We start from the raw sequence: 23,609 nt of genomic DNA, 5'->3' as shown, positions 1-23,609 counted from the left end.
TGGATAGCATCTTCCCGCTGAAAATGTGTATGATAGATTCAAATCCAGCGAGGAGTTGAAAGCATGAACAAATGGACCCTGACTGCAGCACTCATCCTGACTGGCTTTATCGTATCTGCTTGCGGCACGCCATCAGGCGGAGGTGGCGGTGGTCCTGTAGTTGCCAATACCGCCGCTGGCAGCACCCCGGCTAATACATCACAGACGAATACAACCGGGAATTCTAGCAATAGCAATTCCAATACCACAAATACGACCAATACCAATGCGGATAATTCCAATAGTTTGACTGCTTTTCAAGCTGGACAGTCTTATGGCATTCAAGTTCAGGTCCCAACTGGTTGGACAAGTCATCCACTGAAAGGGAATGGTCAGGGTGACACAACGGGATGGGTGCTTACAGATCCTAACGATTCTAGTTCAAAAATTACGATAGCCTACTCCGCTTGTGTCGGCTGCTATATGGGAGCCAATGGACAGCCTAACTTGAAACAAGTCATACCTGTCTCTAATGCCACTGTGGTATCCACAAGCGCAGACGCACATACACTTTCCTATAATTATTCACCAAGTGGAACCAGTAACGAAGGTTGGGGTGAAATCATAGCTTCCAATAATCAATCCGGTTATGCATATATTGATGTAGTTCTGCCATCATCTGAACAGACTCTGGCTACATCGATTCTTCAATCCTTCCAATTTTCTCAATAAAAACACTCCCCTGCTCTAAAAAGAGAACTGGCTAAAGCAGTCATTTTACCCCCACTCTTACCATAACCTCCTATTTGGGTGCTATGAGCAGGCTGATGAAGACTTAAATTCTTGTCTTACGCGCATGAAATGAAAGAAACATTTTTCGTTGATGCGCGTAAGGGGGGCCTGATACCTAATTGAATATTAAATCACACTCATCTCAAATTTAATGTCGCTTTATGAGATTCGATCCAGGAGACATCCGCACTTTTGATAAGTAACCTGTCTCATGAAAATCCCCAGGAACATTCAGGTGCTTTTTTATTCTTCTTCCGATAAGATTAAACTTAGTTGAAGGGAGAGATTCCGCTTGCGGGTGTTCCTTGATTTAATGTGGTTTTTTCGCGAACGAAAAGGACATTATCTTGGTGGCATTCTACTTCTGATGTTAGTGTCTCTGCTGGGGCTCATCCCTCCGCAAATCGTTGGTGCAATGGTCAATCGCATTCGACACCATCAATTAACAGTCCAAGAGTTCACTCATTGGATTTTTTACATTGCAGCCATTGCTTTAGCCATGTATATCTTGCGATATTTCTGGAGAATTTTACTCTTTGGTTCTGCCATCAAGTTGTCTACAGAATTGCGCTTTCAACTTTATCAACATTTCACCCAAATGTCTCCTAGTTTTTATCACAAACACCGAATCGGAGATTTGATGGCTCATGCCACAAACGATATTCAAGCTGTTGAAAGTACGGCTATGGATGGAATTCTTACTCTTGTCGACTCCATCACCACAGGCATTCTGGTCATTGCTACAATGGCAATCACAATTTCTTGGAAATTGACGTTGATCGCACTCCTTCCTATGCCGATTATTGCCATAACCACGCAATTATATGGTAAAATTTTGCACAGGAGATTCACGCTTGCACAAGCTGCTTTTTCGGATATTAACGACAAGGTTCAAGAAAACATCTCGGGAATGCGTGTTATCAAAGCTTTTGGCCAGGAAAACTCAGAAAAACAAGCTTTTGCAGATTTATCTAAAGACGTCATTCGCAAAAATTTAGCAGTAGCCAAGATAGATGCACTGTTTGATCCTACCATAGGTATCGTTGTAACTCTTTCTTATTTTCTCTCTTTTGCTGCAGGAGCTTGGTTTGTGCTTCACCATCAATTAAACCTGGGTCAATTAACCGCGTTTTCCATCTATCTAGGCCAGCTCATATGGCCAATGCTGGCATTCGGCTGGTTATTCAATATTGTCGAACGCGGACATGCTTCCTATGATCGAATTCGCAAACTGCTTGCCATAAAAAGTGACATTGCAGACAAACCGGAAGCCATAAATTTTGTGCCGAGTGGAAGCATTCACTATACGGTACATTCTTTTACCTATCCAGAATCATCTATGCCTTCTCTACAGCAAATCTATTTTCATCTGCACCGCGGCAAAACACTGGGAATTGTCGGCCGAACGGGAAGTGGAAAATCAACCATTTTACGACTCTTGTTGCGTGAATTTGATGTCAAAAATGGCGACATTCAGATTGGTGAACAAAGTATTTATCACTACACCCTGGATGCATTGCGACAAGCGGTCGCCTATGTACCACAAGATCACTTTTTATTTTCGGCAACCATTGCTGAGAATATTGCTTTTGCCGCTCCTGACAAATCATTTGCGGAAATTCAAGAAGCGGCTCAGATGGCGCAAATTCATGATGATATTCAACAATTTCCAAACGGGTATAACACCATTGTCGGAGAACGGGGCGTAACTCTTTCCGGAGGCCAAAAACAGCGTATTTCCATAGCTCGGGCACTTTTAATGGACGCTGAAATACTTATTCTGGATGACGCTTTATCTGCAGTTGATGCACGCACGGAACATCGCATTCTCGAATCATTGCGCAAAAATCGTTACGGTAAAACAACTTTAATTGCCACACACCGCTTATCTGCTGTCGAACACGCTGATCTTATTTTGGTTTTAGAAGACGGAAAAATTGCAGAATACGGCACACATGCTTCATTATGTTCAGAAAATGGTATTTACCGAGCCATGTGGGATCGTCAACAGTTAGAATCTCTGGTTGAGGAGGGAGGTATCGCGTGAGTTCTCTGGAATCCAGCTTAATGCCACAGGAAGAGATTCTACAGTCGCGAAGTGGTGTAGGGCGCAAACTGTTCTATTACGCCAAACCACAGAAACACTTGTTTCTTGCAGCGTTTTGCCTACTTATTATAGCAACATTAGGAAATGTGATTGGCCCGATTTTGATCCAAAGATTTATTGACAACTATCTTGTTCCACGTAAATTCCCGATACAACCGATTGTTTCGTTAACCATTATTTATCTTGGCTTGCAATGCATTTCTGCTATTTGTCAATACAATCAATTGGTCATGTTTCAACGTGCTGCTCTTCGTGTCATCCAACAGTTACGCCAAGATGTATTCTCCCATGTACAAAAACTTGGACTCGCTTTTTTTGACAAAACACCCGGTGGAACACTGATCTCGAGAATCACCAACGACACAGAAGCCATTCTCGATCTTTTCGTTTCTGTACTTTCAACCTTTATCCAAACGATTGTCCAATTAACTGGCATATTTATTGCCATGTTTTATTTAGATGCCAAACTCGCATTAGATTGTTTATTTGTTGCCCCTTTACTGATTTTTATCAATTGGCTTTACCGAAAAATCTCTTCAAAAATTTTTCACGTCACACGACATCGCTTGAGTTTACTCAATGCCAAAATGAACGAGTCTTTACAAGGAATGTATGTGATTCAGGCCATGCGTCAACAAACTCGTCTGCAAAAAGAATTTGCCTATATTAACAACGCATATCGGTCTTCTCGAATGCGCAATATTCGAGTCAACGGTTTGATGCTCCGTCCTTTAGTCGATCTCGTTTACTTTGCGACACTAATTGTAATTATCTGGTTTTTTGGCCGGAATTCTCTTATCTCTGCGGTCAATATTGGTGTACTATACGCATTTGTCAATTATTTGGAGCAATTTTTTGAGCCTGTCAACAATTTGATGCAACGGATGAATATGTTTCAACAGGCTATGGTTTCTGCTCAACGAGTATTTCATCTTCTCAATGAACAGCAACTTGCACCACAAAGAGAATCTTCCCAAGAACAGTGTTCCGCACAGATATACAACGGTCGGGTTGAATTTCAAAATGTCACTTTCTCGTATGACGGGAAAAATCCAGTTTTAAAAAACATCAGCTTCGTTGCAGAACCCGGACAAACTGTAGCGCTTGTAGGACATACTGGCAGTGGAAAAAGCTCTATTGTCTCTTTGCTTATGCGTTTTTATTCCATTGAGCAAGGAGAAATTCTTATTGATGGACAACGTATAGAATCCTTTGAGAATGATGAATTGCGAAAAAAAATAGGTCTTGTTTTACAAGATCCGTTTTTATTTGTAGGTGATGTTGCCAGCAATATTCGATTAGGAAGATTTTACATTTCTGATGAACAAGTGGAAGAAGCTGTGCGGTTTGTGCAGGCCGATCGTTTCATTGACAAACTTCCCCACGGTATTCACGAGCCGCTGGGTGAACGCGGATCTACATTGTCGGCAGGAGAGCGTCAACTATTGTCCTTTGCTCGCACTATGGCTGGCAATCCTAAAATTTTAATTCTGGATGAAGCCACAGCCAGTGTAGATACTGAAACCGAAGAAGCCATCCAAGAAGCTCTCGCGCGTATGCGTCAAGGACGTACAACCATTGCAATTGCACATCGCCTATCAACAATTCAAGATGCAGATCTCATACTTGTCCTACATCACGGAGAAATTGTGGAAAGAGGTACACATCAACAATTACTGGCCAAGCAGGGGTTGTATTATAAAATGTATATGTTGCAATCGGGATCAGTAACTTCTATTCCGCCTGCTCCTTTGGCGACGTTTCACGAATAAAACAACACCAACAAAAATGAAAGCCAAAATGACAACGCTGCCCCAGTTAGACGTTCGAGCATGTTGCTTGCCCTGCCACTTTGCGGCAAGCACAATTGGGACACGCAACGTTTCATTCTCTGCTCCTGTCACACGGATACTGGCCATGCCAATCTGAGTACCTGAAGGCAATACTTTCCTCGAACGTAAATTATCAACATGCCAGTGAATCGACTGTATCCTTTCATGACCACCAAGGGGTAATACAGCAGCAACCTGCTCAGTAAGTTGCAAGGGAACACGCGTGCCTAGCGGATCGACCAGATAGCCCACAATGTAGTGGGAAGGCAATAAAATGATGGATGTCGCTCGGGCAAATGCTGCATTAAGCAGTTGAGTTGCATCCGTGACGATCTCGCTATTTAATGGACAATCTAGCAGCACCGCGAGAAACTCTTGTTGCCCACGTTTGGCCGCAACCACTAAAGTTTCGTGAGCTTCACTCGTGTATCCGGTCTTAACACCTATGGCTCCAGGATAACTGAAGAGCAAGGGATTAATGTTGGTTAATGTAGCATGCCAAGCCTCGCCGTTCCAATATATTGATTTTGTGTCTACCATTTTTCTAAATTCAGGAACTTGCATAGCGGCATAGGATATACGTGACATATCGTATGCCGTCGTATATTGTTCTGTATTTGGAAGTCCACTTGGATTGACAAAATGCGAATGGTAAGCACCGAGTTGAATTGCCGCACTATTCATCCAATCAGCAAATGCGGCTTGCGATCCCGCTAAATCCTGCGCAATTTCCTCTGCTACATCGTTATCCGAGTCAAGCAACATAGCATAAAGCAATTTTTTGAGCGAATGCGTCTCTCCTGGTAATTGGTAGAGTTTGTCAGGTGGTTCGGCAGCAGCCTTAGCGCTGATGGAGATTTCATCACTCAATGGCGTCGTTTGCAACGCTAGAAGAGCGGTTAGAATTTTGGTCAGACTGGCTGGATAATGACGAACCATTGGATTTTTAGCATAAAGGACTGTACCTGTCCGCAGGTCAATTAAAACGGCTGCTTTTGAAATGAGTTTAGGCCAAGATTGTGGAGTAAGATCGGTAGCCATTGACATGCCATTGGTCTCATGACTGCCAATGACAATTTGTTTAGGAAGCAGTCGATGCAAATGAAAGTCTGGCTGCTTTCGGAAAAAAATTTGCAAGTTTGCCGCCGAAACCACAGGCATCGTAAGCAAAGAAATACCCAGCAGTAGTATACAAAAAGTTGTCATACGACAAACGAATCGAATGCGTTTACGAACTATCCCTTTTCTATGCAATAAAGAAGACAAAACATTCTTCACACAAAGCTCTCCTCAAAAAGAATGGCCGAGTTACAAAAGTGTAACAAGGACACATTCGACACCCTTCGACACCTCCCTGCTACACGAAATATTTACCAAGCTCACACGGGTTTTATCTTAAAAGACTCTCTATAAAAGAAGCCACATTCAGTGATCCAAAACCTGTACAAGCATTCCAGCCAGGTCCAGCATTGTAGCCCACAACTCCGTTGAAAGAATTGTTGCCACTGGTAATTGAATTGTAGGGTAAACTTTGCGACTGTTGATAAAGAATCTCTGTTAAGCCGCTTACAGGACTCAATCCAATTTGTGACCTTTTTTGATTCACTAAAGCTACAATCGCTGCAAAAACGGGAGTCGCCACAGAAGTACCACCGACTACAATCGGCTGACCTTGGAAGATAATTTGATAACCAGTTGCCGGATCGGCATTGAATGCTATATCAGGCAGCGCACGACCTTGTCCAGAAAGTCCTGCTTTTGTTTGAAAGACTGGCATGGAAAAAACTTGTGAATACCCACCACCAGTAGCTCCGCCGTTTTGTGGTCCATAGTAAGTCCATGCGCTTTCCGGTCCGCCCTCTGGCAAAGACGTACCGCCTACAGCAACAGCATGAGGGCAAGAAGCTGGTGCATCCGCATGACGCGTCAATGGACCATTCAAATTGTGCAACCCATAAGCTCCATCATCACCTGATGCTACACAAACAGTGATTCCTTGAGCATCCAGTTGGGCAATCGCCTTTTCCCACGTTTCAATGGCCTGGCTTCCAAAAGAAATTTCACCATCACCATAGGAAATAGAAAGCACCGTTGGAGAATGGGCGGTATCTTGCAAAATATACTGAAGAGCATTTTGCATAGAGGCAGCAAAATCCGCATCCGTCTGCCCAGCACTCGCTTCATAAATTACAATATGAGCTCCCGGAGCAATTGCTCCCGCCCATTGTAAGTCCAGAGACGCCTCTTCATCTTCAGAAGATGCTCCACCGTCGTTTCGCGTACCATCTACTGAAACAAATTCAACATTAGGTGGAGATATGTGATGCATTTGCCAAAATAACTCAGCGTCACTCAAACTATAGCCATTGGAAAATTCTAAAATACCAATCGTTTGTCCCGAGCCATCCAAATTATCCGGAATATTGTAATATTTACGGATATCACTAGGAAAATATCCTTGTCCACCATTGACTTCACAAGCAATTGAGCGAATCAGGCGGCGTTTTTTCATTATAAGCAACCCCTCTCCATATGCTTCATCAATCATTGATAGTCGTGTTAACGCTCAAGCACCATCCGCAGACCAATCAACGAGATCGCCAACAGTTCGAAGTCCAATTCTTTTACATAATTGTAACTCTTTTTGCCAAACAGCGGATGTCATCCTAACATCTTCATCAGCACGGTGACGGTTACTGACTGTGACACCCAGAAGTTGACATGTCTGTTCTAAAAGAGGAGCCTGCGGCAACCGAAAAAGCGCCTGCGCCACTACAGCAGTATCAATGGTGATGGGCCGTAATCGTTGCTTCCAAATTTCCCGAACCGCTTTTTGCAAAAATGCCATCTCATGCCGGATATGATGGGCAACCCAAATTTTACTAACCGAATCCTCCAGCAAATCATGAAGCGCGTCCGTTATTGGAACTCCTTGCTGCTGACAAACACTCGGACTGAGACCAATTAACCCCCAAATCGTTTCTGGGACTTTGTCATAAGATGGATGGGCAATCAGAGCAGATTTTACAGGTTCTATGGTATCGCCGTAACAGACACAATAAGCTAGAGATAAAATCAGATCATTTTGCGCAGAAAATCCGCTGGTTTCTATATCAAGCACAAGAAATCCAGCTTCATCCAGTGAAGATTCCCATAATTTTTCTAAAGTTTCGGCAGGTGATAACAACTTATCGCGAGGATGGATTGTTTCGCGCGGTATAAACCACTTCATGCGCTACCTCGCGGTTTGCGAAAATGTTGGACAATAAATTGTTCTAATTTTTTCGCCTCATGCAAATGGTTTTGTAATGCCTGATATTCCTCCAAGCTTATATCTTCCATAGAAATTTCCTCCGACGCTCTTCCTTTGGCCATATAACTTGCCGATTGCGCACGCAGTCGCAACATACTGGCAAATTCGATAGCCTGCCGCAAATGACAGCTCCAATCGTGAGATATAACCCCTGACTTCTCTATTCGTTCCAAGCGCTCCCTGGTCGCAGTGATCTGTGCCCATTTATCAACTGATTCATTGGTAAACGGCACAGAACGTGTATAAAGCAAGCGAATAGCACGAATGATGGGTGTTTGTAACTCAGTCTTGACATTCCATCCTATTTGGCGTTGTTTGCCAAACCAATGCTTCCGACTTTGTGGACGTTTGCCAACAGTTCCACGAATACCAAGACTGGCCATTTCCCACTGCAAAAAGGAAGATTGAGAGATCCTTTGCAATACCGATGTTTGATAAAGACGCCAAAAAGAAGATTCTCCCTCTTCTGCAAGGAGTTTTCCATCCAAGATCATATAAAGAAACCGAGCATGTTTCCAATCTGGATAGTGAAAATAAGCATCCGTGCGCGTAGTCCAGAGCTTGCTATCCCCCCGCCAACGGACATTGCTGGCCATAACATTGCCTGGACAAGGAGAAAAACCGTATTCGTATGTTCGTCTTTGAAATTGATATAAATGGAAGAGTAAACTTTTTTCTCTCCATAGTCCATCTTTGGTAATCAAAGCATAATCGAGATCGGAAAATGGAAAATCTTCACCGCGACCGCTCGCTCCAAGCAGTACAAATTGGCATTCGGAACGAAGTTCTTCGGGCATACATTCCTCCCAAAGCCGCTTGATAATCTGTATACGCAAAAGTTGAAATTGTTGCAAAAATTGACTAGCAGATGGAATTTCAACTGCATACTGCCTAGCCAAAATAGCGGCTCGCTTACAAAAAGAACTCCCATCTCCTGCATCCAGATATTTTTGCAACTCCTGCCCACCATTGCGCTCTTCATTCATCGACTCCGACAGTCCTTTCTCGAAAACAAAAACTGATTTCAGTCTAACATGGGACAAAAAGTACGCGAACCTTTTTCAGTCTATTCTGTATATGAAATTTGGAGATTGCATTTTATACTAAATAACAAGGTATTCGTCATAAAGAAACACTGCTCCATGTTATTGTCGACTCGGGGAGGATGCTGGATTTGAATCATGTCACTGAGAGCCAATCGTTAAGTGCCCACCCTGATGCCAGATTAAATCTGCTTTTCAGTGACTGGTCAGGACGCATGAAATCCATCATTATACCCTTTAAGGAAATCCGAAAAATCCAGGAAAATGGATGGCAGATGGATGGTTCTGCAATACAAGGCGCCTTGCGCGTTCAAGAAACCGAGATGAAAGTCATTCCAGACTGGAAAACATATAGATGTTTTTCTTCTACACAAGACTCTCTTTTCTCGAGCGTCATCTGTCAATTGCATCTTGCGGATGGACGTCCTTACGCTGGCGATAGTCGAGCACGCCTTCATCACATACAGCGCATGTTGGATGAAAGAGAATTGGCTATTCAAGCAGCATGTGAATTTTCATTTTATTATGACGCCGATAACAAGCATGAATTATCCAATCTAGATTGGCTGGAAAACTGGCTAAGCGATGTTCGATGTCTATCAGGCCTTTCTATTTCCATGCAACAGCTTTCGCACACTCATCAGTTTTTGATACATCTTGAAAGCGCACATCTATTGCAAGCAGCGGATGGGTTTGCGCTTGTCCGACATCTCCTGATGAGCCGTATCAAAGAAAGAAAGCATTTTATCAGTCTTATGCCTCTTCCTCACAATGATGCGCGACCACAAAAAATGCGTTTAAAATTGCTCTGTTCTGGACCAGGCTTGAAAAGTCATCCTCTTCTCATTCAGAAATGGGCTCAAACGATGGTTGATCATGCCTCGGCTCTCTCCTGTATTTGCAATCCCACCATAAACAGCTTTCGACGATTGGAAATCCTGCGTCGTCAACGCCAACCGTATTACATTGTGCATAAAGAAGCTCAAGAACAAGCAACGAGTATAGATCTTTATACTCCAGACGCGTTGATGAATCCTTATCTTACATTGACTGCATTACTCGCTACTTTGGTACCCGTTTTGGATCAACCAACTATTCACAAAACATCAAACTCATGCACTTCTACCATCCCTGAAAGTCTGCCTCGTTCACTGCTCGAAGCTTGTGATGCTTTGTCTGAAGATGAATGGATTGCCGATGCTCTTGGTGAAACGCTTTTCTCCATCTGGTTGAGCCATAAATTAGAGGAGTATCAGCGTTTTGAAGAACATATTCATGATTGGGAATATCAACAATATTTTGGGAGTTAAATAAGCAACAAAAAAACCGCGCGATCCGGTTCAGCAGAATCGGACGCGCAGCTCAGAAACCATGGCTATTTACGCAATACCAAACCTAAAGCGGACGGATCAGCGTCGAGAATTTTCGGCAATTCATCGACTGACAACTGTTCAGGATAGGCCGACTCATGATGGAGTGTCATATCCAGACCAAGTATTTCCTCTTCCTTCGTGACTCGCAATCCCATCACTTTGTCGATAACAAAGAGGAGCAACAAGGAACCTCCACCTGAGAATATCCAAGTACTTGCCACGCCGATGGTTTGTAGAAGAAATTGATGCGGGTTGCCATAAAACAATCCGTTGGCTCCTCCTGAATTGACGGCAAGGGTAGCAAACAGACCTGTTGCGAGTGCTCCCCAGGTACCACCAATACCATGTCCCCCAAACGCATCTAAGGCATCATCATAGCCGAGCCTATTTTTCATCCACGTGGAAGCGAAATAACAGATAGCTCCCCCTAAACCTCCTAAAGCAAGACTTCCAGCAACAGACACATAACCGGCAGCAGGCGTAATAGCCACCAACCCTGCGACGGCTCCTGCACATGCCCCAACAAGACTTACATGACCCGTATGCCATCGCTCGACCAACATCCAAACCAACGCTGAGGCGGCTGTTGCTGTATTTGTGGTTAAAAATGCCTCTGCAGCAAGAAAATTCGCTTGCAAAGCACTCCCTGCATTAAACCCAAACCAACCAAACCAAAGCAAAGCCGTGCCTAATAATACAAATGGTACATTATGTGCCTTAATGGCTCCTGTACCATGCTCAACTCGTCTTCCTAAATAAATGGCAGCCACTAAACCTGCTACTCCGGATGAGATATGAACGACTGTCCCACCGGCAAAATCAAGAACACCAAGATTATGCAGCCATCCACCTGCACCCCAGACCCAATGTGCTAGCGGATCGTAAATGAAAGTCGACCAAAGCAGGATAAAGACTAGAAAAGCAGAAAATTTTACACGTTCAGCTAAACCTCCAACAATCAAAGCAGGAGTAATCACAGCAAACATCATCTGAAAAATACCGTAGACAAAATTAGGAATGGTCGCTGCATAATTCGGATCAGGCGCTGCACCCACATGCCGAAACATTGCCCAAGAGAAGTTCCCAATGATATGGTGAACATCAGGTCCAAAGGCAAGACTGTATCCAATGACCACCCATTGTACAGAAACCACTAAAAGTACGGCGAAGACTTGGAAAGTTGTCGTGATGACATTTTTTTTTCGGACCATTCCGCCGTAAAAAAAAGCTAATCCAGGTGTCATCAGCATGACTAGAGCAGATGAAACCAAAATCCAGGCTGTGTCACCAGCACTGACCATAGATGGAGTCGCTGCATCAGCTACAGTTGGGGTTAACAATACCACTAAAAATGTACCAAGAAACAACCAGAAGCGATTGCGAAGGGAGACGCTCATTTTCATCCTCCTAGTCATTCTTTCTGAAATCTCTGTCTTTATATGCAAGGCTACAGGAGGGAAAAAAACGCGTCAAGATGTTTTGTAAGAATATCTTACAAGAAGATTAAAAATTCATTTTTTCTTATACTCATCCACACACATAAAATCCTACAGCTTTTTTAAAAACCTGCGAAAGAGAGGTTGGATTGACATGTCTCATACCACTTCACCAAGTTTATACGACCATTTCCGAAGCATTCTTAACAGCTTGTCGACTGAGTATCTTGTGCCCGATCTCGGTCTGCAAACAGCTAACTTCCTTTTTTTGCTGGAAAGTCCGCATCTCCAAGAATTAAAGTATGGAGCCCCTGTCAGCGGATCGAGCGGATTGTCCATGACACGTCATCTGTTCGACTCTGCTTATCACTCGCTGCCTATGGGGCGTTTACTTCTGCAACATAGAAAAGGAGAGCTGGTAGACCGTCGTCTCTATCAAGTTGGATTGATGAACGCATCAAATTTGCCGATGCAAGCGGCCGCCTATAGTGCGCAGACACGAAGCAAGTTCCCGGAAATAATGGAGATTTTAGAAAGTCTTCGGAGTGCGAATCAACGAGACATCTATCCTCGCGAGGAATGGAATATTGTTCAAGATCTTCTGCTGGCTAACCTGCGCAAACGGTTGACTGCGTTGTACGAACGCAGGCTGATACTGGTACCGTGTGGCAGGTTTGCACAGAAGTTTTTTCGGCTCAGTCAAGTACACTCTCCAAACTGGCTAGTGGTAAACGGTATTCCGCACCCTTCTTATAACGGATTCTCTCAGCCACGATATCAGAAAGAAGTTGCCTACATGAAACAATTATTTGAGAAGGTTGTGAACAAATCGGCTCGACAGGATTAATTGGCGATTTGCCCCACAGACCGTTCCGATCGAACAAGTGGCATCACTTGTTCTGAAAACCTTTGCAGTTCTTCCAATTGCGGTGAACACTGAAGCAAGAGCAGATCCAGTCCGGCTTCAGAGAATTCAAGTATCCGTTCTGCTACCTGTTCTGGTGTACCGACTAAATTTGGACGCAGACCGCGATTGGATACCGAATAATCTTCGAGAGTAATTTGTTGTTCCAACTCTGATTTTTGAGTAAAATCCTGAAAACCAGCATAACCTCCGCCTGCTTTGGCCTTGACTTGAGTTATCCTTCTTTTTTCCGCCTCAGCTTCCTCTGCGGTATCGCGAACAATCACGTAAGCTGCCATACCAAAGGAAGAAAACGGGCCTAAACCAGTTAATTGCCGGCGTTCTTTCATGTCTCTTGTCTTGTGACGAATTTCTTCCACTGTTCCACCATGCATTAAATAGGCATCACATGATTCGGCAATAAATCGTTTGCCCCGTTCACTTTCACCGCCAGCATAAATCATGGGCAATTTTCGCTTGGGTTTGGGTGACAAGTGAGCCTCTTGGATCTGATAATATTGTCCATCGTACGTAAATGTATCTGCCATCCACATCCCGCGCAGCACATCCACAAATTCTTGAGATCGAGCATACCGCTCATCATGCTGAGAAAATTGTCCAGCGTATTGACGAGCTTCTTCCTCCCACCAAGCCGACACAACATTGAGCGAAAAGCGCCCACCACTGATGTGATCCAAGTTGGCAGCCATCTTGGCTGTCACTGCAGGATTGTGAAAGGCTGGACGGACTGCCGCCATCAATTCCAGCCGCTCTGTGACGGATGCCAACGCAGCAGCAGTCGTCCAGGCTTCTAAAGCGTCCGCTTTTGGCCCTTTAATGTCATTTAAATAAAGTTCCGCCAACAGGCTCACATCATATCCCCATTGTTCAGCAGATTGTGCTACTTTCTTAGCGTAGGCAAAAGAAGCTGGCATACCTTCATCCTCAATATTTCGTAGCCAACCACCAAACATAGGCATCCAAAATCCAAATCTCATCTTTCTCCAACCTCCCGTTTTCTCTGTTTCTAGCAAGGACATACGTAAGAACGTGTATAAAAATTCTCCAGCAATCTGGCTGCCGGAACCGGATCGTCCAAATCAAGAACCGCATCCAAGCAAGTTTCGCTTGTTCCTGTCAGCAATTCTGCCAATTCATGGACATGCAAATGCTCTTGTGGTGATACGTATTTCCCGCTTGCTTTTAGTGTCAAATAATCTTTCAGATAAACCCAACGCATCCCCTTACGAGTCGGAGAGACAGGCAAAGTCAGTGGAGAGCCGATCGCTTCCTCATAGGCGTAAAGAGGTAAATTCCAACCACAGGCGATGGGAAGTCCAATCCATTTCCAGGTACGCGTATTGATATCAAGTAATTTGTAGACTCCGTCGCGATGATCGAGAATAAATTCCGACTCAGAAATTCCGTAGTAAGCTAGGGTCCGTAAAATATTTGCTCCTAACTCAGCTAAATCGGGCAAATCCTCAGATTTAACCAAACATCCTGTACCAAAATCGGGAGGATATTGCTCTAATTTACGTCCCACAAATCCTGCAACCATTTCTCCATTCGACCGCATATAGGAACAAAGAGAAACGTAGTTTGACAAACCTGCCGGCACAATTTCCTGGATAACCACGGAATGAGGATACACTTTTTTTAATAGCTGAATGACCTCATTCGGCGTATGGGCTTCCAAAACTTTGGCAGAAAATGCATCATAAAAACTACGTTGTTCAACCGGTTTGAGAATACAAGGATAGGTTACTTTTTTTGCTTCTGCCTCTATATCCATCCATTCATCTGGATACCATGTTTTAGGAATCGGTACACCCAGTCTTTCAGCAGTCTGGTAGAGCTTTTTCTTATTCAAAACAGACTCCACAATTTCCAGTGGTGAAAAAGGGAAATGATAATATTTTTCTAACCGATCACGATGACGGGAAACGGCAAAAACCCACTCATCATTAGACGGAAAAAGAACAGCCTTGACAGGCAAACGCTCGCCCATTTGTAGTAGAAAATCGACAAAATCCTCTTCATTCGTCAAGGGATTGGGACAAATAGCGGCGGAATGCAGATACTTGGAAGCTAATCCATAAGCTCGCGCATCCCTGTCAAGGGCGAGAACAGGAATATTTTCACGTCCGAGCGCTCTGGTTACGGCCAAGCCTGTAATATGTGCATTGAAAACTACTGCTGCCGGCTTATCTTTGGGCAGATGAGGCAAGCGGCTTAAAAATTGTTCAGGATCATAAAGTGATGACATAGGCTCAACCTTTCTCTGGATACCCACGACTTTCAAGCACTACAGACCATGGAATGCCGCCTCTTGGACAGGAAAAACGAACCCCCTTACTCACAAAAACGAGAAGGGGGTTCATCCAAATCCGATGCCACCGTCTTCTCATCTTCGGAATGAAAACCATTCCTCTGAAATTGGCACCGTGCCGACATATTGGCCGGTTGCCGAGGCTTCGCAGGGTCAGTCCCTCAACCTCTCTTGATAAGAGCGTGGTTCCTATGAAATTTAGTGAAAGCATAGCACGGAATCTGAAAAAGTCAAGTCAAATTCGTCAAAACTCCTTCCGGTCCAAAAAATTCATAGTGAATCCTATCTTCCTGAATACCTATAGAGTGCAAAATTCTATAAACTGCTTGCATAAACGGTGTGGGTCCGCAGAAGTAGACATCCGCGTTCTGCGGAACTAGCGGACGTAAAAAGTCGTCTGTGATATAGCCGCTTAGTTGATGACGTTGAAGCGCTTCATCTTCAACTGTGGGTTTTTCGTATATGGTGTAAACTGATAAATGACTGTGTGTTTCTGCTAATTCTTCAACATGATTAGCAAAAGCGTGTACACTACCTTGCAATGCAGCATGAATATAGACAATCGGCCGTTTGTCTCCAGATTGAATCAATGTATTGAGCATCGAAATCATAGGCGTCAAGCCAACACCGCCACTGATCAGAACGATGGGTAAATCATGCGAGCGATCTAATGTAAATACTCCTGCAGGAGCACTGACCTCAATGACATCACCTACACCAATTTGCTCGTGAAGATAAGAAGATACGACACCGGCTGGTTTTTCTTGAATGGCACTCTCTTTTTTGACAGAAATCCGATAATAGGGTAAACCAGGCGCATCCGACAAGCTGTATTGACGCAAATGAACAAACGGTTGATCTTTCGGTTGAACGCGAACCGTAATATATTGACCAGGGATAAAATAAGCTATGGCACCTTGATCAACAGGCTCTAGATAAAAAGATGTGATGACATCGCTCTCCTTAACTTTGCGTTTGACCTGAAATGAACGAAAGCCACTCCACCCACCCGGTTGTGCGGATGCTTGTTCATCAAACTGTTGTTCCATTTGCATGAAAGTGGATGCTATTACACCATACGCTTTCTCCCAAGCTGCCAGAATGTCCGGGGTCGCCGCTGAACCCAGCACATCTTGAATAGCAAGCAGCAAATTTTCCCCCACCACTGGGTAATGCTCTTTTTTTACACCCAAACCGCGATGTTTGTGGCCAATTTGACGCACGGATGGCAAAATAGCTGAAAGATTGTCAATATGCTGTGCAGCCGCATATACCGCATTGGCCAATGCCATCTGTTGTTGCCCTTGCTGTTGATGCGCATGATTGAACATATTTAACAATTCTGGGTGAGCTTCAAAAAGACGTTCATAAAAGCGTCGTGTAATGGCTTCCCCGTGAACTTGCAAAACAGGAACAGTAGATTTTACAATCTCTATCGTTCGATCGTCCAGCATCTTCATCGTATTGATTTTTTCTAAATTAGATACTACGGCGGTCATCTGAACCACTCCCTTGTGGATGGATAACTATTTTTTCTTTGGCATTTATGAAAATACGCTCCTTTTTGGAAAGTCTCTGTGACTACAGTCACAGAAAACCTGACGAAGGTGTGACGAAATGACATGGATAAAATTGCATCGTGGCGAATGCTTATTTCGCCAAGGTGAAATGGGTTCGCTTTATCGTTTGCATACTGGACTATTGAAAGTCGTGCGCTACCAAGCAGACGGACAAGCGCTGCTATTTAATATTTTGCTGCCGGGTGAACTGTTTCCTCACCATTCGCTGGTCAGCCCCAAGCCTTACCACGGAAACGCTATAGCCATGATGGATTCGGAAGTCGAAGTTATCAATTCAGAGGATTGGTACCACCAATTAGAGGAGAACCCTTATTTATATAGAGAAGTATCTCTTTCCCTGCAACATAAATTGCGTATGATGCAAGAACGGATTGACCAGTTAACTACCGTTACAGCCAAAGAGCGTTTTAACGCCTTCATCCACTGGTTTAAACAAGAATTTCCTGATATCGATCCGCTCTCCATCTTCACACAAGAAGAAATCAGTCAATTCATGGGCCTGCGCAGAGAGACACTCAATCGCTTGTTACGAAAACCGGCCAATTTTTCGTAACCAAAAGGCGAATATCTAATTGCTGGTTTGTTCAGCATTGGCTTCTTCTTTTTTCTTGATTTGTTGAAGAAGGCGCATCATTTGCTGTAGTATCTCGGACTTGAGTGCCTCTTCGTGATCGTCTGAGAACAAACTGATGCGAATGGAATAGGTTGCAGGTCCAATATCTGCAATCCAAACCTCCGGGCGAGCATCTTCATCATTAAACCTTTTCATTAAAAAAATTCTTGCTTCGTGTAGAAAAGTATCTACAGGTACAGCGTGATCGACATCAAAACGGAAATGTATGCGGTGCTTTCCTGGGGTGGATTTGTTTTCCAGAAATGACTGCGCAATAATTCCATTAGGAATCATTTGCAAATAACCATCGGCACTTTCAATCTCTGTGTACATCAGGTTAATATCACGGACGACACCAAAATACATGGGACGCATTGCTTCGTGAGGATAGCTTGGCATTAAAAGTGGAAATTGCCAGGCTACAATGCCAATTGGGTCTCCGACTCGGAAAGGCCGAAACAAAAGCAACCATATACCGCCAATAATGTTGGCAAACACCGTTTGGCCTGCCAAACCTACAATAACCGTAATAAAGGTTCCACCAAAAATGACACTGGGTAAGCCGACCCCAAACGCAGTCAATGCGCTAATGATAACTGTCAAAAAAAGCAACAGTCGAGCAACATAGCGAAAGAGCGTGGAACGCTGTGGGCCCAATTTATTCAACGAAATGCGAAATAAATTGCGCTCTAAAATCGTGGATACAATACCACCTACCGCAAACACAAGCAAAGCTTTGACAATATCAAGCCAAGTCTTAGGAATATGTTTTAAAAAACCAGAACGAGTATCTACACCTATCATAATGGCAATAGACACTACAATGAGAATGACAATGGATAGAATCGTATTCCGCAACAACCTCGGACTGCGCGATCCATCAGGAGAGCGTTTCATCTGGCAGCGCCTCCATTTCTAACTTGAAAACTCCCAATATCCATCTTAATCATTCTTTTCAAGAAAGGCCAACTTCAGGCACACTTTGATGACTCACGGTCTTTATGGGAAAGCATAAAAAGGGGAATCTATGATGCGTATTGCCATACTGGGTTCAGGAGTAGCCGGGCTAGCTGCTGCTGCAGCGTTGCAACAATCCGGCATCGATTACGTGTTGTTCGATCGCGATGCAAACCCGTTAGATGGGGGGGCTGCATTGATTTTATGGCCTAACGCGCTTTTCGCGCTGAATCAATTGACGAGTGAAAAAATCTCAGAGATTGCACAACATCCTCTCAAAACTGGAGTCTTGCTTGAAGAAACAAGCACCCTTCTTTTGCAACTTCCTCTGCATTGGATGAAAGAAGAATTTTCTCATTATCCCATCTGTGTGCGCCGTTCCCATCTCCTTCATTGGTTATGGGATATACTGGATCGACCAAAAATTGAACAAGATACGGCAATCCACACTGAAATGGGAAGAAACCAAAAAATTTATGTGGAATTTGGGAGTGGCCGAAAAGATTGTTTTGATGGAATCATTGCGGCAGATGGTATTCATTCCAATATTCGCAAATCAATCTATGGTCATTTGCAGCGGCCAACTCGTTATCACGCTTGGCGAGCAATCATCCAAAACGCGTATGACATTCAATGGGATATGGCAGAATATTGGGGATCTGGACGGCGATTTGGATATGCGCGAATCGACGCAGATCACCTATACTGGTTTGCTACACTCAACTACCGATGGATGCAAAAAGATGACCAATCCTTCCCTTCCATCCGCCATCAGTTCTCCAATCTGCCTGACTCGATACAGAAATGGATTGACCATACACCTAATCATGAAATTTTCAGCCATTCCATTTACGATATAGCCCCAGGGTATCCTCTATCTTCAGGACCTCTTCTATTCATGGGAGATGCTGCCCACGCCATCACACCTAATTTAGGCTTTGGAGGCTGTCTTGCTCTAGAAGATGCACACGTTTTACTTCATGCATTGCAACAAGAAAAGGATTGGCAAAAAGCATGCGCACATTTCGCAGTTTTACGAAAACGCAGAGTCGCACATTTGGCAAAATTTGCTCGCTGGCTCGGTGAATTCTCGCAAATAGAAAATCATTTAGCCATCCAACTGCGAAACAAAGCGTTCAGCCTTGCACCCAACTTTGCATCCCAAAAAGTGTGGAGAAAATTGCTCACCTACAATCTCTTACCGCACCACAAAATAGATTGAAATATGCAAAATCTCATGTTATTCTATCGATTATAGGAATGTTATTCCTATAATAGGTGGTGTATTCATGCAACCTTTGCAAGGGATCCGTGTATTAGACTGTTCACGCATATTGGCAGGCCCGTTTTGTGCCATGAATTTGGCAGATCTCGGTGCAGATGTCATCAAAATTGAATCCGTTCAAGGGGGTGATGAGACGCGCTATTGGGGACCTCCATTTATAGGTGGAGAAAGCGCTTACTATCTTTGTACCAATCGAAACAAACGTTCCCTGGCGATCGATCTGAAGCATCCAGAAGGCCAAAAAATTCTCAATACACTGTTGCAACACACAGACGTTTTGCTCCATAACTTTTTACCAGCTTCCGCACAACACCTTGGCCTCACTTATGAACAGGTTAGTGCTGTGAAACCTGACCTGATTTATTGTTCTATCTCTGGATTTGGCAGACAAAGTGACGAACCTGGTTATGACTATCTGATGCAAGCAATGGGCGGTCTCATGAGTATTACTGGTTACGCTGAAGCTGGCCCCGTCAAAGTAGGCGTTGCCATTACTGATGTTTGTACAGGTTTGTACGCAACCATTGCTATTCAAGCAGCACTGCGTGTTCGCGAACAAACTGGGCAGGGGCAGGCTATTGATATGGCGCTTTACGATACACAGCTTGCCATGTTAGTCAACGTCGCAAGCAATGTTTTGACAAGCGGCATTGATGCCAAACGCATAGGTAATGGTCATCCAAACATTGTTCCTTATCAGCTTTTCCATACTCGTGACGGAGATGTGGTTATTACGGTAGGCAACGATAGACAGTTTAACGACTTTTGCCATGTTCTCCATCTTGACGAATTACCAACGGATCCGCGTTTTTCAACCAATGCCGAACGTGTGAAACATCGTGAAGACCTCTTGAAGCTGCTAGAAACAGCCATGGCTCAACACTCTCAAGAAGAGGTTCTTTCTATGATGCGTGCTGCACGAGTACCCGCCGGACCAGTACAAAGTGTTAAAGAATCACTAGCTTCATCACTAACGACCGAACGACAAATGATTTGGGAGAGCGAAAGTCACCCGACGATTGATAGATTACGACTGCTCGGCAGTCCTTTAAAACTAGAAAAGACTCCGCCAGTCTTTCGCCTGCCTCCTCCCAGACTCGGTGAACATAGCGAAATCATTTTAAAAGAATGTGGATTTTTGGAAAATCAAATTCAAACGTGGATCCATGAAGGGGTGGTAGCTACATGCTAGACTTCTCACTCAGCCAAGAGCAATTAGAGTTACAAAAAATGACACGAAAATTTGTCCAAACCGAAATTATTCCCTATATGAAGGAATGGGACGAACAACATCATTTTGAGATGGGTGTAGTGCAGAAATTAGCTCAGCTGGGGTTGATGGGCGTTTGCATACCTGAGAAGTATGGCGGCGCTGGCATGGATTATAACTCCTTAGCTATTGTCTGCGAGGAACTTGAATATGGAGATACCGCCTACCGAACTGCCGTCTCTGTACATACCGGACTTAACAGTATGACTTTATTACAGTGGGGTACAGAAGAACAAAAAGAAAAATATTTAAAACCTCAGGCAGAAGGAAGCAAATTAGGTGCCTTCGGACTTACCGAACCTGGTGCAGGTTCAGATGCTGGTTCATTGCAAACCAGAGCACGACGTGATGGTGACAGCTATATTCTGAACGGATCGAAAATATGGATTTCCCTGAGTGACTATGCTGACCATTTTTTAATTTTTGCGACGGTCGATCCGTCCAAGAAACATAAAGGTATCACAGCTTTCATTGTGGAACGCAACTATCCTGGTGTTACCACCCGACCGATTCGTGGCAAACTCGGTATTCATGGCGGGAATACAGGAGAAGTCATTTTGGAAGATGTTCGCGTACCAGCAGCAAACCGCCTTGGAGATGAAGGTGAAGGATTTAAAATTGCTATGTCTGCTTTGGACAACGGTCGATTTACTGTTGCTGCTGGTGCGACTGGATTAACGCGTGCTTGTTTAGATGCCTCCGTGAAATACGCCCATGAACGCAAGACGTTTGGTGTAGAGATTGGCAAACATCAGTTAGTTCAACAAATGATCGCCAAAATGGAAGCTGGTTACCAAACTTCACAACTCCTTGTGTTTAAATCAGGTTGGTTAAAAAATCAAGGAGTCCGCAACACTCGTGAAACTTCACTTGCCAAATGGATTGCTTCCGATGTTGCTTTTCAAAGCGCCTCCGACGCCATTCAAGTCCATGGAGCCTACGGATACTCCAACGAATACCCGGTAGAACGTTATATGCGCAATGCTAAAGCCCTTGTTATTTACGAAGGAACTCGCGAGATTCATACGATTATGCAGGCAGAATACGCTCTTGGATATCGAGAAGACAAAATTTTAAACCGGATGTTGCCGCCCTGGCCTTTCGCAAACTCTGGAGACTATCTGTAATGGATATTTGGCTTGAACCTGATTCATCAAAAGATAAAACACGCACTTCACAAACACTTGCTCGCGGTTTGCGCATCTTGGATTGTTTTGTGACTTACGGTGAGGAATTGGGCGTGGCAGAGTTGTCTAACCTTCTTCATCTTCCGCGCACTGTAGTTGCTCGTTTAGTGACAACACTCGCCGAACATGGCTATCTTGCTCAAAATCAAGAAAACAAAAAATATCGACTGGGTATGAGTGCCTATATCCTTGGCATGCATGCCAACCGGGAATACAGTTTACGCCAAATGGCTTGGCCATCTATGCAATGTCTAGCGGCCTCTAGTGGTGAAACGGTAAGTTTGACCATGCTGGATGAAGAACGTCTAGTAGGTATTTGCATTGCATCCATCGACAGCCCGCTACCCATCAAACTGACAACACGTACAGGCAGCGTCCTCCCACTCCATCGTGGAGCTACACGCAAAATCTTGCTTGCTTACGCTAGTGAAGCTATAAAGGAAACCGTCCTGACGCAATTACAAGAAATATCCCAGAGTTCTCCAGATAGTGTGGAATCCTTGAAAAAGGAGTTATTGGAAATTCGCAGGAAAGGATATGCCTATAGTGAGGAAGAATTGGATGACGGCGCTTTTGCAGTCGCTGCACCCATTCTTACCGAAAAAGGAGAACTGTTGGCAGGCATTGGCGTTGCTGGCCCCATTTATCGCAAAACAGAAGAAAGTTTGCAACGCCTCATCTCACTGATCCTATCTTCAGCTCGCGAGATAGAAAAGCGTTGGACACAACCCTTATAACAGGGTGTGTCCTTGCACTTTTCACTATTTGAGACCTGTCGTAGAAATACCTTGGATAAACCATTTTTGGAATATAAGGAATAAAATAGCTATTGGAATGGTAGCCATTACAGCTGCCGCCATTAAATATGGCCAATTTGTATAATATTGCTGTTGAAACATTACCATACCTAGCGGCAGGGTCCAAAATTGCAGTTTATTGGCTACAAGTAGTGGTAAAAGAAAATTATTCCAAGAACTCATGAACATCATGAGTGCCAGTGTAAGCATGGTAGGCTGCACCATAGGCAATGTAATTTGCCAAAAGATTCGCCACCGACTAGCACCTTCAATCACGGCTGATTCTTCCACTTCTTCCGGGATGTTCAAAAAGGCTTGTCGCATGAGAAACACGCCCATAGCCGAAACCAGTTGCGGTAATATCATGCCTGCGTAACTGTTGATAAGGCCAAGAGAGCGCAACTCGATATAGACTGGCAACATGATGGATTGGAAAGGAATCATCAACATAGATATGACACCAAAGAACACTAGATTGCGTCCACGAAAATGAATTCTTGCTAAAGCATAGCCAGCGAGCGCATCCAGCAATAAATTTCCAATGACCACAACCACTGAAACCAAAGTACTATTCAGAAACCATCGCTCCATGGGAACTGTTTTCCACGTATCTATATAATTTTTCCACAAAAAGGGATGAGGAATCCAACGTGGCGGGTAGGCCAACGCTTGATTCAATGGCTTTAATGATGTGGAAAGCGACCAAAGAAACGGGATCACCATAATAAGCGCACCAACGATTAAAATGAGCAGATACAGACCGCGGGATATGCGTCCCCATGTTTTTTGCGCTGGAGATACAATCATTT

The 23,609-nt window shown here is 44.0% G+C and carries 20 protein-coding genes and 1 riboswitch; of the genes, 10 read left to right on the top strand and 10 right to left on the bottom strand.

Going from position 1 to position 23,609, the window contains the following annotated elements:
- The first annotated feature begins 63 nt into the window (after positions 1 to 63).
- From ACOJUR_RS03990 to ACOJUR_RS03980, 3 genes are all read left to right on the top strand, one after another.
- Positions 64 to 711: a DUF4850 domain-containing protein gene (locus ACOJUR_RS03990; RefSeq protein ID WP_072873508.1), complete on the top strand. Its 648-nt coding sequence runs from the start codon at positions 64 to 66 to the stop codon at positions 709 to 711.
- Between the two features lie 352 nt (positions 712 to 1,063).
- A complete protein-coding gene (locus tag ACOJUR_RS03985) occupies positions 1,064 to 2,818 on the top strand; it encodes an ABC transporter transmembrane domain-containing protein (protein WP_420949299.1) in 1,755 nt (584 codons plus the stop codon).
- A gap of 20 nt (positions 2,819 to 2,838) precedes the next feature.
- Positions 2,839 to 4,650, top strand: a complete 1,812-nt coding sequence (locus ACOJUR_RS03980; protein WP_420950496.1) for an ABC transporter ATP-binding protein — start codon at positions 2,839 to 2,841, stop codon at positions 4,648 to 4,650.
- Here the strand turns inward: ACOJUR_RS03980 and ACOJUR_RS03975 are convergent.
- The 4 genes from ACOJUR_RS03975 to ACOJUR_RS03960 all read right to left on the bottom strand — a co-directional run bounded on the left by ACOJUR_RS03975 (position 4,603) and on the right by ACOJUR_RS03960 (position 9,009).
- Positions 4,603 to 5,988: a D-alanyl-D-alanine carboxypeptidase family protein gene (locus ACOJUR_RS03975; protein WP_420949298.1), complete on the bottom strand. Its 1,386-nt coding sequence runs from the start codon at positions 5,986 to 5,988 to the stop codon at positions 4,603 to 4,605. The genes ACOJUR_RS03980 and ACOJUR_RS03975 overlap by 48 nt on opposite strands.
- Before the next feature lie 112 nt (positions 5,989 to 6,100).
- Positions 6,101 to 7,222, bottom strand: a complete 1,122-nt coding sequence (locus ACOJUR_RS03970) for a S53 family peptidase (RefSeq protein WP_420949297.1) — start codon at positions 7,220 to 7,222, stop codon at positions 6,101 to 6,103.
- A gap of 54 nt (positions 7,223 to 7,276) precedes the next feature.
- A complete protein-coding gene (locus ACOJUR_RS03965) occupies positions 7,277 to 7,942 on the bottom strand; it encodes a 3'-5' exonuclease (protein WP_306954850.1) in 666 nt (221 codons plus the stop codon).
- Positions 7,939 to 9,009 (bottom strand): DUF294 nucleotidyltransferase-like domain-containing protein, encoded by a 1,071-nt coding sequence (locus tag ACOJUR_RS03960; protein ID WP_072873512.1) that lies wholly within the window; start codon positions 9,007 to 9,009, stop codon positions 7,939 to 7,941. Before ACOJUR_RS03960 ends, ACOJUR_RS03965 begins: the two co-directional genes overlap by 4 nt.
- Before the next feature lie 188 nt (positions 9,010 to 9,197).
- On the opposite strand from ACOJUR_RS03960, the gene ACOJUR_RS03955 reads away from it, so the two are divergent.
- Complete coding sequence (locus ACOJUR_RS03955) at positions 9,198 to 10,376, top strand: glutamine synthetase beta-grasp domain-containing protein (protein WP_420949296.1); 1,179 nt, start codon at positions 9,198 to 9,200, stop codon at positions 10,374 to 10,376.
- A 65-nt stretch (positions 10,377 to 10,441) separates the two neighbouring features.
- Here ACOJUR_RS03955 and ACOJUR_RS03950 read toward each other — a convergent pair whose 3' ends face one another.
- Positions 10,442 to 11,740, bottom strand: coding sequence for an ammonium transporter (locus tag ACOJUR_RS03950; RefSeq protein ID WP_420950495.1), 1,299 nt, complete (start codon positions 11,738 to 11,740; stop codon positions 10,442 to 10,444).
- Between the two features lie 289 nt (positions 11,741 to 12,029).
- Here ACOJUR_RS03950 and ACOJUR_RS03945 point away from each other — a divergent pair, with 289 nt between their 5' ends.
- Positions 12,030 to 12,722, top strand: a complete 693-nt coding sequence (locus ACOJUR_RS03945) for a hypothetical protein (protein WP_420949295.1) — start codon at positions 12,030 to 12,032, stop codon at positions 12,720 to 12,722.
- On the opposite strand, the gene ACOJUR_RS03940 is transcribed toward ACOJUR_RS03945, so the two are convergent.
- The 3 genes from ACOJUR_RS03940 to hmpA all read right to left on the bottom strand — a co-directional run bounded on the left by ACOJUR_RS03940 (position 12,719) and on the right by hmpA (position 16,565).
- Complete coding sequence (locus ACOJUR_RS03940) at positions 12,719 to 13,777, bottom strand: LLM class flavin-dependent oxidoreductase (RefSeq protein WP_072873516.1); 1,059 nt, start codon at positions 13,775 to 13,777, stop codon at positions 12,719 to 12,721. The two genes, ACOJUR_RS03945 and ACOJUR_RS03940, sit on opposite strands and share 4 nt — an antisense overlap.
- A 29-nt stretch (positions 13,778 to 13,806) precedes the next feature.
- Positions 13,807 to 15,048, bottom strand: a complete 1,242-nt coding sequence (locus ACOJUR_RS03935; RefSeq protein ID WP_083574100.1) for a carboxylate--amine ligase — start codon at positions 15,046 to 15,048, stop codon at positions 13,807 to 13,809.
- 135 nt (positions 15,049 to 15,183) lie between these two features.
- Positions 15,184 to 15,292: riboswitch (SAM riboswitch) on the bottom strand.
- A 49-nt stretch (positions 15,293 to 15,341) separates the two neighbouring features.
- Positions 15,342 to 16,565 (bottom strand): NO-inducible flavohemoprotein, encoded by a 1,224-nt coding sequence (gene hmpA / locus ACOJUR_RS03930; RefSeq protein WP_203115511.1) that lies wholly within the window; start codon positions 16,563 to 16,565, stop codon positions 15,342 to 15,344.
- Positions 16,566 to 16,737: 172 nt separating this feature from the next.
- Between hmpA and ACOJUR_RS03925 the strand changes: the two genes are divergently transcribed.
- Positions 16,738 to 17,244: a Crp/Fnr family transcriptional regulator gene (locus tag ACOJUR_RS03925; protein ID WP_072873579.1), complete on the top strand. Its 507-nt coding sequence runs from the start codon at positions 16,738 to 16,740 to the stop codon at positions 17,242 to 17,244.
- 15 nt (positions 17,245 to 17,259) lie between these two features.
- On the opposite strand, the gene ACOJUR_RS03920 is transcribed toward ACOJUR_RS03925, so the two are convergent.
- Complete coding sequence (locus ACOJUR_RS03920; RefSeq protein WP_072873517.1) at positions 17,260 to 18,201, bottom strand: mechanosensitive ion channel family protein; 942 nt, start codon at positions 18,199 to 18,201, stop codon at positions 17,260 to 17,262.
- 133 nt (positions 18,202 to 18,334) lie between these two features.
- Between ACOJUR_RS03920 and ACOJUR_RS03915 the strand changes: the two genes are divergently transcribed.
- The 4 genes from ACOJUR_RS03915 to ACOJUR_RS03900 all read left to right on the top strand — a co-directional run bounded on the left by ACOJUR_RS03915 (position 18,335) and on the right by ACOJUR_RS03900 (position 22,740).
- The gene (locus ACOJUR_RS03915) at positions 18,335 to 19,483 is read left to right on the top strand and encodes an FAD-dependent monooxygenase (protein ID WP_420949294.1); all 1,149 of its coding nucleotides are present in this window, start codon (positions 18,335 to 18,337) and stop codon (positions 19,481 to 19,483) included.
- 67 nt (positions 19,484 to 19,550) lie between these two features.
- Positions 19,551 to 20,738: a CaiB/BaiF CoA transferase family protein gene (locus ACOJUR_RS03910; RefSeq protein WP_420949293.1), complete on the top strand. Its 1,188-nt coding sequence runs from the start codon at positions 19,551 to 19,553 to the stop codon at positions 20,736 to 20,738.
- Positions 20,732 to 21,943 (top strand): acyl-CoA dehydrogenase family protein, encoded by a 1,212-nt coding sequence (locus ACOJUR_RS03905; protein WP_072873520.1) that lies wholly within the window; start codon positions 20,732 to 20,734, stop codon positions 21,941 to 21,943. Before ACOJUR_RS03910 ends, ACOJUR_RS03905 begins: the two co-directional genes overlap by 7 nt.
- Positions 21,943 to 22,740 carry an IclR family transcriptional regulator gene (locus ACOJUR_RS03900; protein WP_072873521.1) on the top strand — a complete coding sequence of 266 codons (798 nt, stop codon included), beginning with the start codon at positions 21,943 to 21,945 and terminating at the stop codon, positions 22,738 to 22,740. Before ACOJUR_RS03905 ends, ACOJUR_RS03900 begins: the two co-directional genes overlap by 1 nt.
- Positions 22,741 to 22,764: 24 nt before the next feature.
- Here ACOJUR_RS03900 and ACOJUR_RS03895 read toward each other — a convergent pair whose 3' ends face one another.
- Positions 22,765 to 23,607: a carbohydrate ABC transporter permease gene (locus ACOJUR_RS03895; RefSeq protein WP_072873522.1), complete on the bottom strand. Its 843-nt coding sequence runs from the start codon at positions 23,605 to 23,607 to the stop codon at positions 22,765 to 22,767.
- Positions 23,608 to 23,609 lie beyond the last annotated feature (2 nt).

Source organism: Alicyclobacillus tolerans, assembly GCF_048984885.1.
In the GTDB taxonomy this organism is placed as follows: Bacteria; Bacillota; Bacilli; order Alicyclobacillales; family Alicyclobacillaceae; genus Alicyclobacillus_I; species Alicyclobacillus_I tolerans.
This window is presented reverse-complemented; position numbering and strand designations above follow the sequence as displayed.

Excerpts from the sequence above, each read along its gene's own strand:
- hmpA (WP_203115511.1), bottom strand. The coding sequence starts at position 16,565 with ATGCTGGACGATCGAACGATAGAGATTGTAAAATCTACTGTTCCTGTT.
- ACOJUR_RS03970 (WP_420949297.1), bottom strand. The coding sequence starts at position 7,222 with ATGAAAAAACGCCGCCTGATTCGCTCAATTGCTTGTGAAGTCAATGGT.
- ACOJUR_RS03960 (WP_072873512.1), bottom strand. The coding sequence starts at position 9,009 with ATGAATGAAGAGCGCAATGGTGGGCAGGAGTTGCAAAAATATCTGGAT.
- ACOJUR_RS03905 (WP_072873520.1), top strand. The coding sequence starts at position 20,732 with ATGCTAGACTTCTCACTCAGCCAAGAGCAATTAGAGTTACAAAAAATG.
- ACOJUR_RS03940 (WP_072873516.1), bottom strand. The coding sequence starts at position 13,777 with ATGAGATTTGGATTTTGGATGCCTATGTTTGGTGGTTGGCTACGAAAT.
- ACOJUR_RS03945 (WP_420949295.1), top strand. The coding sequence starts at position 12,030 with ATGTCTCATACCACTTCACCAAGTTTATACGACCATTTCCGAAGCATT.
- ACOJUR_RS03965 (WP_306954850.1), bottom strand. The coding sequence starts at position 7,942 with ATGAAGTGGTTTATACCGCGCGAAACAATCCATCCTCGCGATAAGTTG.
- ACOJUR_RS03935 (WP_083574100.1), bottom strand. The coding sequence starts at position 15,048 with ATGTCATCACTTTATGATCCTGAACAATTTTTAAGCCGCTTGCCTCAT.
- ACOJUR_RS03980 (WP_420950496.1), top strand. The coding sequence starts at position 2,839 with ATGCCACAGGAAGAGATTCTACAGTCGCGAAGTGGTGTAGGGCGCAAA.
- ACOJUR_RS03990 (WP_072873508.1), top strand. The coding sequence starts at position 64 with ATGAACAAATGGACCCTGACTGCAGCACTCATCCTGACTGGCTTTATC.
- ACOJUR_RS03900 (WP_072873521.1), top strand. The coding sequence starts at position 21,943 with ATGGATATTTGGCTTGAACCTGATTCATCAAAAGATAAAACACGCACT.
- ACOJUR_RS03915 (WP_420949294.1), top strand. The coding sequence starts at position 18,335 with ATGCGTATTGCCATACTGGGTTCAGGAGTAGCCGGGCTAGCTGCTGCT.
- ACOJUR_RS03920 (WP_072873517.1), bottom strand. The coding sequence starts at position 18,201 with ATGAAACGCTCTCCTGATGGATCGCGCAGTCCGAGGTTGTTGCGGAAT.
- ACOJUR_RS03910 (WP_420949293.1), top strand. The coding sequence starts at position 19,551 with ATGCAACCTTTGCAAGGGATCCGTGTATTAGACTGTTCACGCATATTG.
- ACOJUR_RS03895 (WP_072873522.1), bottom strand. The coding sequence starts at position 23,607 with ATGATTGTATCTCCAGCGCAAAAAACATGGGGACGCATATCCCGCGGT.
- ACOJUR_RS03950 (WP_420950495.1), bottom strand. The coding sequence starts at position 11,740 with ATGGTCAGTGCTGGTGACACAGCCTGGATTTTGGTTTCATCTGCTCTA.